At 63.0% G+C, this 14,378-nt stretch carries 12 protein-coding genes and 2 pseudogenes; 11 read left to right on the top strand and 3 right to left on the bottom strand.

The genetic code is table 11. The features are described 5' to 3' along the window. The first annotated feature begins 158 nt into the window (after positions 1-158). The 4 genes and pseudogenes from Q1L50_RS13170 (at position 159) to Q1L50_RS13155 (ending at position 2,330) form a co-directional block, all read left to right on the top strand. The gene (locus Q1L50_RS13170) at positions 159-719 is read left to right on the top strand and encodes a hypothetical protein (protein WP_300339464.1); all 561 of its coding nucleotides are present in this window, start codon (positions 159-161) and stop codon (positions 717-719) included. Further along, a pseudogene (locus Q1L50_RS13165) lies at positions 644-880 on the top strand (nitrogenase component 1); the annotation flags it as partial. The gene Q1L50_RS13170 and the pseudogene Q1L50_RS13165, both read left to right, overlap by 76 nt. A gap of 295 nt (positions 881-1,175) precedes the next feature. Next, positions 1,176-1,328 (top strand): DUF269 domain-containing protein, encoded by a 153-nt coding sequence (locus Q1L50_RS13160; RefSeq protein ID WP_300339462.1) that lies wholly within the window; start codon positions 1,176-1,178, stop codon positions 1,326-1,328. Positions 1,329-1,883: 555 nt separating this feature from the next. Then, on the top strand, positions 1,884-2,330 hold the full coding sequence (locus Q1L50_RS13155; protein WP_300339460.1) for an SRPBCC family protein: 447 nt from the start codon (positions 1,884-1,886) through the stop codon (positions 2,328-2,330). Here the strand turns inward: Q1L50_RS13155 and Q1L50_RS13150 are convergent. Beyond that, positions 2,327-2,839 carry a DUF2917 domain-containing protein gene (locus Q1L50_RS13150; protein ID WP_300339459.1) on the bottom strand — a complete coding sequence of 171 codons (513 nt, stop codon included), beginning with the start codon at positions 2,837-2,839 and terminating at the stop codon, positions 2,327-2,329. The genes Q1L50_RS13155 and Q1L50_RS13150 overlap by 4 nt on opposite strands. A 142-nt stretch (positions 2,840-2,981) precedes the next feature. On the opposite strand from Q1L50_RS13150, the gene Q1L50_RS13145 reads away from it, so the two are divergent. After that, complete coding sequence (locus Q1L50_RS13145; protein WP_300339457.1) at positions 2,982-3,920, top strand: LysR substrate-binding domain-containing protein; 939 nt, start codon at positions 2,982-2,984, stop codon at positions 3,918-3,920. Between the two features lie 127 nt (positions 3,921-4,047). On the opposite strand, the gene Q1L50_RS13140 is transcribed toward Q1L50_RS13145, so the two are convergent. Next, the gene (locus tag Q1L50_RS13140) at positions 4,048-5,124 is read right to left on the bottom strand and encodes a tartrate dehydrogenase (protein ID WP_300339456.1); all 1,077 of its coding nucleotides are present in this window, start codon (positions 5,122-5,124) and stop codon (positions 4,048-4,050) included. Positions 5,125-5,309: 185 nt separating this feature from the next. On the opposite strand from Q1L50_RS13140, the gene Q1L50_RS13135 reads away from it, so the two are divergent. Both Q1L50_RS13135 and csx16 read left to right on the top strand, forming a co-directional pair. Then, the gene (locus tag Q1L50_RS13135) at positions 5,310-6,257 is read left to right on the top strand and encodes a M23 family metallopeptidase (RefSeq protein WP_300339455.1); all 948 of its coding nucleotides are present in this window, start codon (positions 5,310-5,312) and stop codon (positions 6,255-6,257) included. An 89-nt stretch (positions 6,258-6,346) separates the two neighbouring features. Next, positions 6,347-6,649, top strand: coding sequence for a CRISPR-associated protein Csx16 (gene csx16, locus Q1L50_RS13130; RefSeq protein ID WP_300339453.1), 303 nt, complete (start codon positions 6,347-6,349; stop codon positions 6,647-6,649). A gap of 133 nt (positions 6,650-6,782) precedes the next feature. Here csx16 and Q1L50_RS13125 read toward each other — a convergent pair whose 3' ends face one another. Continuing rightward, on the bottom strand, positions 6,783-7,070 hold the full coding sequence (locus Q1L50_RS13125; protein WP_300339452.1) for a CRISPR-associated endonuclease Cas2: 288 nt from the start codon (positions 7,068-7,070) through the stop codon (positions 6,783-6,785). Between the two features lie 379 nt (positions 7,071-7,449). Here Q1L50_RS13125 and Q1L50_RS13120 point away from each other — a divergent pair, with 379 nt between their 5' ends. The 4 genes and pseudogenes from Q1L50_RS13120 to Q1L50_RS13105 all read left to right on the top strand — a co-directional run. Continuing rightward, positions 7,450-10,989, top strand: coding sequence for a helicase-related protein (locus Q1L50_RS13120; protein WP_300339593.1), 3,540 nt, complete (start codon positions 7,450-7,452; stop codon positions 10,987-10,989). Next, positions 10,983-12,167 carry an RNA-binding domain-containing protein gene (locus Q1L50_RS13115; RefSeq protein ID WP_300339450.1) on the top strand — a complete coding sequence of 395 codons (1,185 nt, stop codon included), beginning with the start codon at positions 10,983-10,985 and terminating at the stop codon, positions 12,165-12,167. Before Q1L50_RS13120 ends, Q1L50_RS13115 begins: the two co-directional genes overlap by 7 nt. Beyond that, a complete protein-coding gene (locus Q1L50_RS13110) occupies positions 12,164-13,159 on the top strand; it encodes a ParA family protein (RefSeq protein WP_300339448.1) in 996 nt (331 codons plus the stop codon). Before Q1L50_RS13115 ends, Q1L50_RS13110 begins: the two co-directional genes overlap by 4 nt. A 12-nt stretch (positions 13,160-13,171) precedes the next feature. Next, positions 13,172-14,263: pseudogene (locus Q1L50_RS13105) on the top strand (DUF1156 domain-containing protein); the annotation flags it as partial. Positions 14,264-14,378: the final 115 nt, after the last annotated feature.

Raw genomic sequence — 14,378 nt, 5'->3', positions numbered from 1 at the left:
CGCCTTCCCGCCAGATGCCCGCCTCGGCCTCCGCCTGACGCGCTCGCCTTGCCGCAAGCCGGAACCCGCTCCGCAACCAGGGGTTCCGCGGCGGTACTCGGAACTGTTTCACGTCGATCGCCAGGGTCGGGATACGCTAGGCGATCTGGCGCGGCGTCATGCCCGGGATGGGCGCCTCCTTGGCCTGCCTGCACTCGGCCGGCCCGTTCGAGCGCGGCAATGACCCGGTCTTTCTCCGACAGATCGGGGCCGTCGATATCGATCCCGGAACCCGTGCCCGGGCGCGTGCCCGAACTGCGGCTCGTTACGCTTGCGCTCTGGCCGCGTTGCGACCTTGCCGCTGGGCGTTCGCGGGCACTCGAAAAGCCGATCAGGTCGACGTCGATACGACCGCTCACGCAGAGCATGGCCGCGCGTTCGAGACGTTTTTCAAGTTCGCGCACGTTCCCCGGCCAGTCGTGATTGGCCAGCCGGCGCTGCGCGATGTCGCTGAGGCCGAGCTTGCACACGCGGCGCATGACCGCCGAACGACCGACCATGTTGTCGAAGCCGAACTGATGGCAGACGGCGCGGCGCAGCAGGTCGCACTCCTCGAGCAGGCCGTCTTCCGGCTCGGCCGGCTGCACCGCGAGAAGCCTTCGGACTGCGTCCAGTCGTCGTTCCGGACATCGCCGATTCGCTCGACGGTCATCTGGTCGAAGCCGAGTGCTCACCGCTGACCATCGGCGGCACGCCGCGCGCGGAAATCGCGACCATGGGCGAAGCGATCGCCACCTTGGTCATCGGCGCGTCGCTGAATACCGCGGCTGACCTTCTGAAAGCGGCAACCGGGGTGCCCGATCATCGTTTCCCGGGGCTGCTGGGCCTCGACGCCTGCGACGACTTTACGCAGGCGCTGGCGGCGGTTTCCGAGCGGCCGCTGCCGGCAGGAGTCGCGCCAGCGCGCCCGGTTGCAGGACGCGATGGTCGATTGCCGGTTCTCGCTTGGTTTCGCGCGCAGCTGCTGACCGGCAATTCGCACGCACTTGGGAGCGCAAGGTGGCTCGCCCTGCCGTTGCTGCGCGCGGGCTTCCCGCAGTACGACCTGGCGGGCGGATATGCCCGCACCTGGCTGGGCTACCGTGGCACACGGCAGACCCTTTTCGATCTCGCCACCCTGATCCGGAGCCAACATCATGAACTCCAGGCTGCTCGCCGTCGACCGGACGCCACGCGACGTGCCTCGCTTCGGCTTTCCCGGCCTGTCGAAGATGAAGGACGCAGCCGGCAAGATCCTCTCCGCCGTCCTCGAACGCATCGGCCGGTACCCGGCCGTCGCCGGCCTGTAGATGGCCCCGGCGGAGTTCGAACGACCCGATCCCCCTCGGGTCGACCTGGGCCGCGTTCATCGAAGAAGTCACGGCCGGCGTGCGCGCAACCCTGCTGCGTCGTCGATTGGGCAGAACGTACTGGCCACCTGGTGGTCCCGGCCAATGTCTTGACCCACGGAATGATCGACGCGGTATAGTTGCGCCGTGACCCATCTTCCAGCATGGCGACCGCATGGGAGTGCCGCTGGCCGTTGAGTCGTAGGCTGTTCCTGCCTTGGTGTCGATTGCGTCGGTGGTCGTTGAGGTGGGCTCGGTTGCCGCTGGCAACGGCATTCACGCGGCTCCCTGGGCGCGGGCAAGCGTCACCCGTTGTGCGTTCGCGGACCCGGCCAACTGCGTGCAGGCATTGGCTCCGTCGATGCTGGAGCCGATCGAAAACGCCGCCACCTTCCTCAAGCCGCGCCCCACGAAAGTTAACCGGCACCGCGCCGCACCGCGAACCTGCGGCGCAATCGTCCCAATCGATCAAGCCCGGAAGCCGTTCACCGGCCCAGACCACAAGGAAAGCAAACCATGTCCGAGCGTACCGTCCGCCTCCATCGCGTGCTCCGCACCAGGCCGGAGAAGGTCTATCGTGCCTTTCTCGAGGCCAGCGCCATCGCCAAGTGGCTTCCCCCGCACGGCTTCACGTGCGACGTTGATCACCTGGATGCCCGCGTCGGCGGCACCTTCCGGATGTCGTTCCATAACTTCTCGACCGGCAATGGACACTCGTTCGGCGGGGAGTACGTCGAATTGCTCCCGGGCGAGTTGATCCGGTACACCGACAGGTTCGATGATCCGAACCTGCCGGGTGTGATGGCGGTGACCGTCTCGCTGAGGCCGGTACTCTGTGGCACCGAGTTGACCATCACCCAAAGCGGCCTCCCCGACGCCGTTCCCCTGGAGATGTGCTACCTCGGTTGGCAGGAATCACTCACGCAGTTGGCGGCCCTGGTCGAGCCCGACATTCCGGGCTAGCCGTCATCACCGGGCGTTCGCGGCGCGCGCCGACCCCGGCGCCGGCCGGCGAGCAGTGCACGCAGCGTGGCCACGGCCCGGGCGACGAGATAGGCGACCGTCGCCGTGCGCATCTGCCGCGCTTCGAGCGCCAGTTGTGGCAGCGAGATTCGCGCCGGGTGCGCCGGCTCGTGCCAGTGTGGCGGACGCGGCAGTGTCGCCAGCAGGCGGTCGATGACCGCCGGCAAGCCGCGGCCGGCGACCGCCGGATGCCTGTCCCGCGCCGTTGCGGCGTCGCTGTCGACGATCACCGCCGCCGAGGTCGGGCCGATGGCTTGCGCGCAGGCGTCGCCTGGGCGGTTGAAGGTGAATCGCTGGCCGCCGTTGAGCAGGATGTCCGCGCGGTCGTGGTGCTGTGTCAGCCATAGCTGTCCGCTGGCGCAAAGGATCGTCCGTCCCATGGCATCAGGAATCTTCAGTAGCGCCCCGGGTTCGATGATCGTCGCCGTCCGAAACAGATCGTTGTCCATGCAAGCCTCCTTGACCCATGAAAACGGGGAATGTATAAGGACTCTGGTGCGGCTGCCCGTTCTCTCCCCGTGCGAAACATTCTTGGCGCGGCGGAGCATTTACACAAACGGTATCTGGGAACGCTATGGATGCGTAAATGGAATGACTGCCAGACGTTTTGAGCTGCCGCCGCTGGACCTCCTGCCGGCTTTCGAGGCGGCAGCGCGGACGCTTTCGTTCACCCGCGCGGCGGCCGAGCTGTTCCTGACGCAGTCGGCGGTGAGCCGCCAGATCAAGACCCTCGAAGAGCGCCTCGGCTGCGCGCTGTTCGAGCGCAGGACGCGCGCGCTGCGGCTGACCGACGCCGGACAGGATCTCTACCGGGTGACCGCCGAGGTGCTCGACCGCTTGCGGCGCACGGTCGCCAGGCTGCACCGCGAGCCGCCGCCGGGGATGCTCACCGTCACCACCACCCCGGGCCTGGCGTCGCTGTGGCTGATTCCCCGCCTGCAGCGGCTGCGCGCGCTGCATCCGCAAATCGAGCTCAGGATCGCGGCGACGAACGACGTCCTCGACCTCGAGCGCGCCCGGATCGACGTCGCGATCCGCTACGGGATACCGCAGTCGCAACCGCCCGGAGCGGTCAGCCTGTTCGGCGAGGAGGCTTTTCCGGTCTGCAGTCCGGCGCTGATCGCCGCGCCGTCGCAGCGGCTGGAAACCCCGTCCGACCTGTCGCGGCACGTCCTGCTGCACCTCGACTACCCCTCGGCGCGCGGCTCCTGGCTCGACTGGGAGACCTGGCTGACCGCCCTCGGAGTGGCCGACCTGCAGCCGGCCGGCGCGCTGCATTTCACGCACTACGACCAGATGATCCACGCGGCGATGGCGGGGCAGGGGATTGCCCTCGGCCGCACGCCGATGATCGGGCAACTGATTCGCGACCGGAAGCTGGTACCGCCGCTGGCCAGGACGGCGGTGCTGCCACGCGCCTACTTCGTCGTCGCCTCGGCGCTGGCCGCCGGCAAGCCGCAGGTGCAGGCGTTTACCGCCTGGCTACAGGCCGAGGTGGCGCTCGACGCCGGTCTCGACGCCGCGCCCTGAGCGGCGGGGGGTGATCCCCGGCCGCCGCCCGGCCTGCCGAGCCCAGCCAGAGGTGTTCAGCGCCAACAGGATCCCGGCTCGAAGACACCCCGGCTGGCGAGCCGGGCATCGCGGCCCGCTGCCGGCATCACAGCGCGCCGGCTATCGCCAGGCCGACGTCGCGGGTGCTCGCGGTGCCGCCCATGTCCGGCGTCCGCGGGCCTTCCACGAGCACCGTCTCGATGGCGCGCAGAATGCCGTCGTGCGCGGCGCCGTGACGGGCGTCTCCCCGGCCGAGGAAGTCGAGCATCATCGCCCCGGACCAGATCATGCCGATCGGGTTGGCGATGCCGCGGCCGCAGATGTCCGGCGCCGATCCATGCACGGGTTCGAAGAGCGAGGGAAAGTCGCGTTCCGGGTTGAGGTTGGCCGACGGCGCGATGCCGATGGTGCCGGCGCAGGCGGGTCCGAGGTCGGAGAGGATGTCGCCGAAGAGGTTGGAGGCGACCACCACGTCGAAGCGCTCGGGGCTCAGCACGAAACGGGCGCAGAGGATGTCGATGTGGTACTTGTCGCAGCGCACTTCCGGGTAGCGCGCAGCCATCGCTTCGACCCGCTCGTCCCAGTAGGGCATGCTGATCGCCATGCCGTTGGACTTGGTGGCCGAGGTCAGGTGTTTCGCGGGGCGGCGCTGCGCGAGCTCGAAAGCGTACTTCAGGATGCGGTCCACGCCCTTGCGGGTGAAGATCGATTCCTGCAGCACGGTTTCCCGGTCGGTGCCTTCGAAGATCCGCCCGCCGACCGCCGAATACTCGCCTTCGGTGTTCTCGCGGACGACGTAGAAGTCGATGTCGCCAACCCGGCGGTTGGCCAGCGGGCAGGGCACGCCAGGCATCAGGCGCACCGGGCGGAGGTTCACGTACTGGTCGAAGCCACGCCTGAACTTGAGCAGCGACCCCCACAGCGAGATGTGGTCGGGCACCGTGGCCGGCCAGCCGGCGGCGCCAAAGTAGATCGCGTCGAAGCCCCCGAGCTGCTCGAACCAGTCCGCCGGCATCATCTCGCCGTGCTCCAGGTAATAATCGCAGTTGGCCCAGTCGATGGTCGTGAACCGCAGGTCGAGGGCGAACCTGCCGGCGGCGGCTTCGAGCACGCGCAAGCCTTCCGGCATCACTTCCCGGCCGATGCCGTCGCCGGCGATGACGGCGATGTTGTGGGTGGTCATGGCGCGCCCTCCGTGGTCTGGTCTGCCAGGCATGATACCGGACCAATGTCTTGGCAGCGCGATGGCCTCGCCTCGCCTGCGCCGTGACCGCCATGAACGCCGGTCCGCAAGCCGCCGGCCGGTAGCGGCGCGTGCCGCCGGGCCGGTACTGTATCATCGGCGCATCCCGAACTCCCGAGAACGCCGTGCCCAAGCGCGCCCTCCTTGTCATGGCCATCGTGTCGTGCTGTTCGAGCCTGTTTGCCGATCAGCAGGACTACCCGTTCGCCATCGCCGTCGAGAGGGAAAGCGCTGGCCACCGTATCGTCGCCCGCAACGGCGGCCCGGCGCCGGTGTCGGTGAGCGTGGCGATCGCCGGCTCGCGCAACATTTCCGCGGATCGCCCGTTGCCGCTGGTCGCCGTGCTTCCCGCGGGTGGCGGCAGCGTCGAGCTGGCACGGATTCGGCCAGCGACGCCGGGCGCACCTTACAACTTCAGCACCCGGAGTTCGTGGGTGCTCGGCGACCTCAACGCCCGCCAGAGCGCCGATGCCCTCTACCGCCTGCCCTATCGCGACGGACAGGCTTTTCACATCGGCCAGGCTCCTGGCGGCCCGGTCAGCACGCACACCAGCGCCGAGAGCCAGTACGCGGTCGATATCGGGATGCCCGAAGGCACGCCGGTGGTCGCCGCGCGCGACGGTGTGGTGATCTTCACCGAGGCCCGGCAGGTCTATGGCGGCCGCAGCCCGGACCTGATCGGCAAGGCCAACGAGGTGCGGATCCAGCACGTCGACGGGACGATCGCCGTCTACGCGCACCTGGCACACCGTGGTGTCTTCGTTCGTCCGGGTCAGATCGTCACCGCCGGGACGCCGATTGGCCTGGCGGGCACGACCGGCTACTCGTCCGGGCCGCACCTGCATTTCGTCGTGCAGACCGTGGCCCGGACGGGCAATGGCCTGGCCATGGTTTCGCTGCCCTTCCGCTTCTACGTCGGCAAGCCCCCGGCGATCTTCTCGCCCCGCTACGGGATGTACGCCGTCGCGCAGTACTCGGCACCCGCGCCGCCGCCGGTGGCGGTCGCACCGCGCCAGCCCGGCCGCCAGAGCGTGAGCGGGCAAGCGCCGCCGGGCGCCGCCGGCTTCCGCTAGCCGCGTCCCGGCGGCGTGTGCCCGCAGACGACGGGCGTCAGCATCGGCCGCCGGGTGCCGCCGGCCACCATTGTCGAAAGGAACGCCGCATGCCTACCTGGTTCGTCTCCCGTCACCCCGGCGCCATCGCCTGGGCCGAGCGGCAGGGCATCGCGGTCGATCGCCAGGTCAGCCACCTCGATCCGCAGCAGGTGGCCGCCGGCGACACGGTGATTGGTACCCTGCCGATCAACCTCGCCGCCGAAGTGTGCGCCCGCGGTGCCGGCTACTACCACCTCGCGCTGCGCCTGACGCCGGAGCTGCGCGGCGCCGAACTCAGCGCCGACCAACTGGATCAACTCGGCGCCCGGCTCGAGCCCTACCTGGTCCAGCGTGGCGAACGCTCCGGATAGGTCGCCGCCCGCCCGCCAGGCCCAGCTGGCGGTGTCGTCAAAGCGCCCGCCAGGAGGAACACGCCCGGCGCACGATCCACGCCCCAGCCCTGGCCGTCGACCGACCGCTGCCGCAACCCGAGCCATGCGCCGCTCACGAGATCGCCGCCGGCAATCCGGTCCACACGATCCCCTCGGGCAGGCTGGCGCGCCCGACGCGGCCCTGGAAGCCACGCGCCGGCAGCGTATAGCAACGCACATCGTCCTCGGCCGCCTTGATCAGCGCGGCGATCTCGGCCAGGCAGCGATCCTTGGCGCCATCGCTGCCGACCAGCAGGAAAATGCTGTATTCGAGAGGCGAGGCGTGCCTGCACATCTCCCGATGGACCCGCTGCAGACGGCGCGGGTCGCTGATGTCGTAGCCGATGACGAAGGCCGGCACGCTAGTCGCCGAAGTCATCGTCGTCCGACTCGGCCACGGCACTTCCGCCATCGGCCGCGTCGTCGTCTGCGGCCGGGTCCGTAGCCGCCGGCTCGCTGCACGGCGCGTCGACGCCGCCGGCCTGGCCGATCGCGGCCGCGACATCGCTCACGTTCTCGGCCAGCAGCTTGCGCAGCCGCGCCGCCATCGGCTCCCACTCGGCGTAGAAGCGCGCCCGCCCGGCCTTGCATGTCGCGCTGAATCCGCAGATCGAGCTGGAAAATGTAGGCACGGTCTTTGCCCGAATCGAGCAGGTTCCCGCTCCCATTTGCTAGGCGAAACGGGCTTACGGCGCGATAATTGCCCGACATACCGACAAGAAGAAACAGAAACGAAGCCGATGCTGAAGCTCGAAGCGATCACCAAGAACGCCTTCATTGCCGGCATCGAGCCCGGTCAGGTGGTGCGTATTTTCAGTACTGACCTGATCGGCGACAACGCGCTGTCTATCGTCTACAAGACCAATGACGGTCGCCTCGGTGAGTGCGTGCTGTTTCGCACCGAAGAGGCCAAGCTCTCTTTGGCCGAAGTCGGTCGCCCGTGGTCCTTCGATGCGCCCGGCGCCGACTTCAAGCTGGCGGCGGAAGCCTGGCGGATCAACCTGGCGCATCTCTTCGATCCGATGATGGCAGTGCATACGTCCAACGTCGAGCCATTGCCGCACCAGATCACCGCTGTCTATGAGTCGATGCTGCCGCGCCAGCCGCTGCGTTATGTGCTGGCCGACGATCCCGGTGCGGGCAAGACGATTATGGCCGGCCTGTTCATCCGCGAACTGCTGATGCGTGCGGATGCCAAGCGCGTGTTGATCGTCTGCCCCGGCAGCCTGGTCGAACAGTGGCAGGATGAACTCTTCGAGAAATTCGGCTTGTCGTTCGCCATCTTTTCGCGCGACCTGCAACAGCAGACCCGCAGCGGCAACCCCTTTGACGACCGCGAGTTGCTGATCGCGCGCCTCGACCAGTTGGCGCGTAACGACAACCTGCAGGAAAAGCTCGGCTTCACCCGTTGGGACCTGATCGTCGTCGATGAGGCTCACAAGCTGTCGGCGAGCTGGTATGGCAACGAAGTCAAGGAAACCAAACGCTTCAAGCTGGGCAAGCTGCTGGGCAGCGTCTGTCGCCACTTCCTCCTGATGACGGCGACGCCTCACAACGGCAAGGAGGCCGATTTCCAGCTTTTCATGTCGCTGCTCGATTCCGACCGTTTCTACGGCAAGTTCCGCAATGGCGTCCACAAGGTCGATATCAGCGACATGATGCGGCGCATGGTCAAGGAAGAACTCCTGAAATTCGACGGCACGCCCCTGTTTCCGGAGCGTCGCGCCTATACCGCTAATTACAAACTGTCCGCTGCCGAAGCCGCCCTCTATCACGCGGTCACGACCTACGTAATAGAGGAGATGAACCGCGCCGATGCCCTCGAAGACGGCAAGCGTAAAGGTACGGTGGGCTTCGCTCTGACTTCACTGCAACGGCGACTGGCGTCCAGCCCGGAAGCGATCTACCAGTCTCTCAAACGACGTGCCAACAAGCTCAAACGCCGGGTCGAGGATGAAAGGTTGCGTCAGAGGGGCGAACGTCTACAGGCCAACTGGCCGGAAACGGTGTCGGTGCCAGACGATATCAACGATTTCGACGACCTCACCGGCGAAGAGGCTGAGAACCTCGAAGAGGAACTCGTCGATCAGGCCACCGCCGCCCAGACTATCCAGGAACTAGAAGCGGAAATCTCTACCCTCGAACACCTCGAAGAGAAGGCGCGGCAACTGGTGCATTCCGGCCAGGACCGCAAATGGGAAGAGCTTTCCCGCCTATTGCAGAACACGCCAGAAATGCACGGTCCCGATGGCCGGCAACGCAAACTGATTCTGTTTACCGAGCACCGCGACACACTCAATTATCTGGCCACCAAGATTCGCGGCTTGTTGGGCAATGCACGGTTGGAAAATTCGCCCGTGGTGATCATCCACGGTGGAGTGATGCGGGAAGACCGTCGCAAGGTGCAGGAACTGTTCCGCAACGACCCAGATATCCGCATCCTGCTGGCCACAGATGCTGCCGGCGAAGGCGTCAATCTGCAATCTGCCAACCTGATGGTCAATTACGATCTGCCGTGGAATCCCAATCGCCTCGAACAGCGGTTCGGGCGCATTCACCGCATTGGCCAGACCGAGGTCTGCCATCTGTGGAACATGGTCGCTGCTGAAACCCGCGAGGGCGATGTCTTCCAGCGTCTCCTGGAGAAGATCGAAGTCGAACGCCTGGCGCTGGGTGGCCGAGTCTTCGACATCCTGGGCGAGGTTTTCGAGGAAAAGAGTCTGCGCGACCTGCTGATCGAAGCCATCCGCTACGGCGATGATCCCGTGGTGCGCGCCAAGCTGATGACCAGGATCGAAGGTGCGCTCGCCAACGACCACATCAAAGACATTCTCAGCCGCAATGCGCTGGCCGAAGAGGTCATGGACGAAAGTCGCCTATTCGCCGTCAAGGAAGAAATGGAGAAGGCCGAGGCGCGCAAGTTGCAGCCTTACTTCATCCGCTCCTTCTTCAAGCAGGCATTCGAGCACCTGGGCGGCGAGTTGAAGGCCCGCGAGTCCGGCCGCTATGAAATCACCTTCGTTCCGGGCATCATTCGCGAGCGCGACCGCCAAATCAGCGGACGCGATGCCCGCCATACCGACCCTGTGCTGCGCAAGTATGAACGGGTGTGCTTCGAGAAACAGTATGTGCGCCTCACCGACCGTGTGGGGGCGGCGATGGCGAGCCTGATCCATCCCGCCCATCCGCTGATGCACGCCATAGTCGATCTGATGCTGGAGCAGCACCACAACAAACTCAAACAGGGGGCGGTGCTGGTCGATCCCAACGACAGCGGCCTGATTCCCCGACTGCTGTTCATGATCGACCATTCGCTGAAGGAATCCGGCGAAGCTGGGCGTGTCATCTCCCGACGCTTGCAGTTCGTCGACATCGACCGTAACGGCCACACCACCAACGCCGGTTGGGCACCGCACCTTGACCTGCAGGCAATCGACACGGCTGACCAAAAGCTGATCGAAGACGTATTGTCGGACGCGTGGATCACTCGCGATCTGGAAGCGGTTGCACTGACCCACGCTTCAGCGTATCTCGTTCCCGAACACTTCGAGGAAGTGAAAGGGCGACGCGAGCGACAGATCGACAGGAACCTCAACGCGATCCACGAGCGGCTGATCAAGGAAATCAATTACTGGTCCGACCGCCACGAGAAACTGAAGGCAGACATCGCAGCCGGCAAGAGCGTGCGCCTGACGCTGGAAAATGTTCGCCGCATGATCGATGACCTGACAGCGCGCCTGGAATCCCGCAGCAAGGAACTACGCGCCATGCGGCAAGTCGTTTCCGCCACACCCGTGGTGCTGGGTGGCGCGCTGGTCATTCCTGCCGGCCTGTTGGCACAGCGCAAGGGCGAGCAGGAGGGCGAGACATGGACTGCCGATGCCGATGCGCGCGCCAGAGTCGAACGTATCGCCATGGAAGCCGTGACGGTTGCCGAGCATCGACTGGGCAATGCGACCTTCGACGTTTCCGCCGAAAAGTGCGGCTGGGACATCACCTCTGTTCCGCCGGCAACGGATGGCCGGCTGTCGCCCGTGCGGCATATCGAGGTCAAGGGCCGCGCCAAAGGGCAATCGACGGTCACCATCACCCGCAATGAAATTCTCTACGGGCTGAACCAGGCCGACAAGTTCATTCTGGCCATCGTGCTGGTCGAAGGCGATCAGCATGAGGGGCCGTTCTATGTGCGCAATCTTTTCACTCAGGAACCGGATTGGGCTGTTGCGAGTATCAACGCAAGTCTGATTGAATTACTGAAAAGATCGGAGCAGCCATGCTGACTGAAGAGCGTTTATTGGAAGTGGTTTCTGATCTGGAAGCCGATTACATCGAGCGAACGGAATCCATATCGAATACAGACAAGTTCGGCCAGGCAATCTGCGCGTTTGCAAATGACTTTCCAAATCACTGTCACCCCGGTTATCTGCTGATCGGCGTAAAGGACAATGGGCATTTGTCGGGGCTTGAAGTCACGGATCAACTCTTGAAGAATCTTGGAGGTATTCGGTCTGATGGAAATGTGCTTCCGCAGCCAGCGATAAATGTTGCCAAGTACTGCCTCAATGGTGGAGAGGTGGCCGTTGTAGAGGTTTTTCCATCTGATCTGCCGCCCGTAAGATATAAAGGCCGTGTCTATATTAGAGTGGGTCCGCGCAAAGCAATTGCTAACGAACAGGAAGAGCGTGTTCTATCTGAAAGACGAGTTGCTCTTGCGCGTTCCTTTGATGCGCGTCCCTGCGCCGAGGCCTTCATGGACGAATTGGCACTTGGCCAGTTTGATGCGTATCGCCGGGAAGCCATTGATCCAGAGACCATCGCCGCCAACCAGCGGTCTATCGAACTTCAACTGGCCTCGCTAAGGTTATATGATCCCCAGCGTGCCTGCCTGACGCATGCAGGAATCTTGTTGTTTGGAAAGAACCCGCGCTTCTTTCTGCCGGGAGCTTATGTTCAGTTTCTGCGCTTGCCCGGCGAAGACCTGACTGATGTTCCGTTCGATCAGGCAGAAATTTCTGGCGACCTGACCAGCGTATTGCGGGAGATGGAAGGGCGGCTGCGACTGTTGATCCAGACCACCATGCGACAGACCAGCACGCTGGAAGAGAAGTTGCTGCCCGATTATCCGGAGTGGGCGGTACGCGAATTGTTGATGAATGCGGTCATGCATCGCAATTACGACAGCAATTCGCCGATTCGCTTTTATGCATTCAGCAACCATATCGAGATTCAAAGCCCGGGGGGTCTGTTTGGTGAAGCGACGCCCGAAAACTTCCCTTCGCGCAATAGCTATCGGAACCCGGTGATTGCTGAGGCGATGAAATCACTTGGGTTTGTGAATCGCTTTGGCTATGGTGTTCAACGAGCGCAGTCGCTCCTTGCACAAAACGGTAACCCGCCTGCTGAATTCGAGTTCGATCAGCATAGCGTATTGGTCAAGGTTTATCGGAGGGCAGGATGAAATCCATTGCCTTCTTCAACAACAAGGGCGGCGTCGGCAAGACATCTCTGGTCTATCACCTGGCGTGGATGTTCTCTGACCATGGGATCAAGGTGCTGGCAGTTGATCTCGATCCACAGGCAAACCTGACTGCCATGTTTCTCGAAGAGGACCGGCTGGAGACCCTGTGGTCGGACGGCGAACATCCAGACACAGTCCTTGGCAGCATTCGTCCTATCCTGCGTGGGACCGGTGACATAGCCCAGCCGCATGTCGAAAGGATCACTGAGCACCTTGGTCTGGTTCCGGGTGACCTGGGGCTGTCGCGGTTTGAAGACAAGCTGTCGGATGCCTGGCCGCGCTGCCAACTAAGCGACGAATCTGCGTTCCGTACGATGACCGCCTTCCATCGGCTGATTCAACGGGGAGCCGAGTGGGGAACCGAAGGGGGCGCCGACCTGGTGCTGATTGATGTCGGCCCGAACCTGGGTGCGATAAATCGCTCGGCACTCATCGCATCAGACCAGGTCTGTTTGCCCCTCGCGCCGGACTTGTTTTCTTTGCAAGGCTTGAAGAACCTGGGGCCTACTCTGTCCGATTGGCGGACGGTCTGGACGGACCTTCTGAAAAAGGCGCCTCCCGACTTGCCCATGCCAAAGGGCATGATGCAACCGATGGGTTATATCGTAATGCAGCATGGCATCCTCGATAGTCGTCCAGTCAAGGCATACAAGCGCTGGATGGATCGTATCCCCAACGTCTATCGAGAAGTTGTGCTCAATGAAAATGGCCAGTCCAACACGACCGTCGGCAGTGATCCGTATTGCCTTTCCTTGCTGAAGCACTACCGAAGCTTGATGCCGATGGCAATGGAAGCCAGGAAACCGATTTTCTTCCTGAAATCGGCCGATGGTGCGATCGGCGCGCACATCGAGGCCGTAAGAAGTTGCTACCGAGACTTCGGAAAACTGGCGACAAGAATTGCCGCCAATGCCGGCTTGGCGTTCAACTGATTGAAAAAACTCATGCTCTTCAAGACTCCCAGGAAACTCATCGAAGTCGCGCTGCCGCTGGATGACATCAATGTAGCGTGCGCTTACGAAAAAATGCCAGGCATCGGCGCACATCCACGCGGCATCCACCTTTGGTGGGCTCGTCGCCCGCTTGCCGCTGCCAGAGCCATCTTGTTTGCCCAAATGGTAAACGATCCAGGATATGAGCGCAGTATTGGTCGCGGCATTAACAAGGAAAAGGCTGAAGTGGAGCGTGAGCGTCTTTTCAAGCTAATTCGCCAATTGGTGAAATGGGAAAACACCAACAACCAGGCTTTGCTTACGGAAGCGCGGGAAGAAATTTGGAAAAGTTGGCGAGAGACCTGCGAATTGAACCGAAGTCACCCGCAATCTGCTGAACTATTCAACCCAGAAAAACTGCCGGCCTTTCATGATCCGTTTTCTGGTGGAGGTGCATTGCCGTTGGAAGCTCAGCGGCTGGGATTGGAAACTTACGCGTCAGACTTGAATCCGGTGGCGGTATTAATCAACAAGGCTATGCTAGAGATTCCTCCTAAGTTTTCAGGCAAACCGCCAGTCGGCCCAGTCGCCAAAGGAGCGAGCATGGGCCGCACGACTACCGATGTCGGAAATCAAGGCTTAGCAGAAGACATTCGACGCTATGCAAATTGGCTCGTCGAAGAAGCGATCAAGCGCATTGGTCACTTATATCCAGAAGTGGATTTGCCTGCGAAGCATGGGGGAGGGAAAGCTCCAGTCATCGCGTGGTTGTGGGCGAGAACAGTCAAGAGCCCAAATCCTGCGTATTCGCACGTTCATGTTCCCTTAGTCTCGAATTTCATTGTTTCCAACAAGGTTGGCAAGGAAGCATATGTCCATCCGATCATCGAAGGGGGCACATACAGACTTGAAATGCGCGAAGGCAAACCACCCAAGACGGCCGAAAATGGGACGAAGGCAGGCGCAAGGGGGGCGAGTTTTTTCTGCATTGTGTCGGGGTCGCCAATCACTGCTGACTACATTCGCGACGAAGGCAAGGCGGGAAGAATTGGGACGCGTTTGCTGGGCATTGTTGCCGAGGGAAGCCGGCGCAGGGTATATATCCAATGCTCTCAACGTATCAGAACAAAGTCATACCCCGTTCTTGTAAGCATGTGATAAATGTGGCTTTTGCGTGAATTTTCTGGGGGATGACCGGTTTGGTTTAATCTGGACGAGG

It is taken from the genome of Accumulibacter sp. (genome assembly GCF_029255145.1).
Taxonomy (GTDB): domain Bacteria; phylum Pseudomonadota; class Gammaproteobacteria; order Burkholderiales; family Rhodocyclaceae; genus Accumulibacter.
Note: the sequence above shows the minus strand (reverse complement) of the source record. Positions and strands in the feature narration are given on the sequence as shown.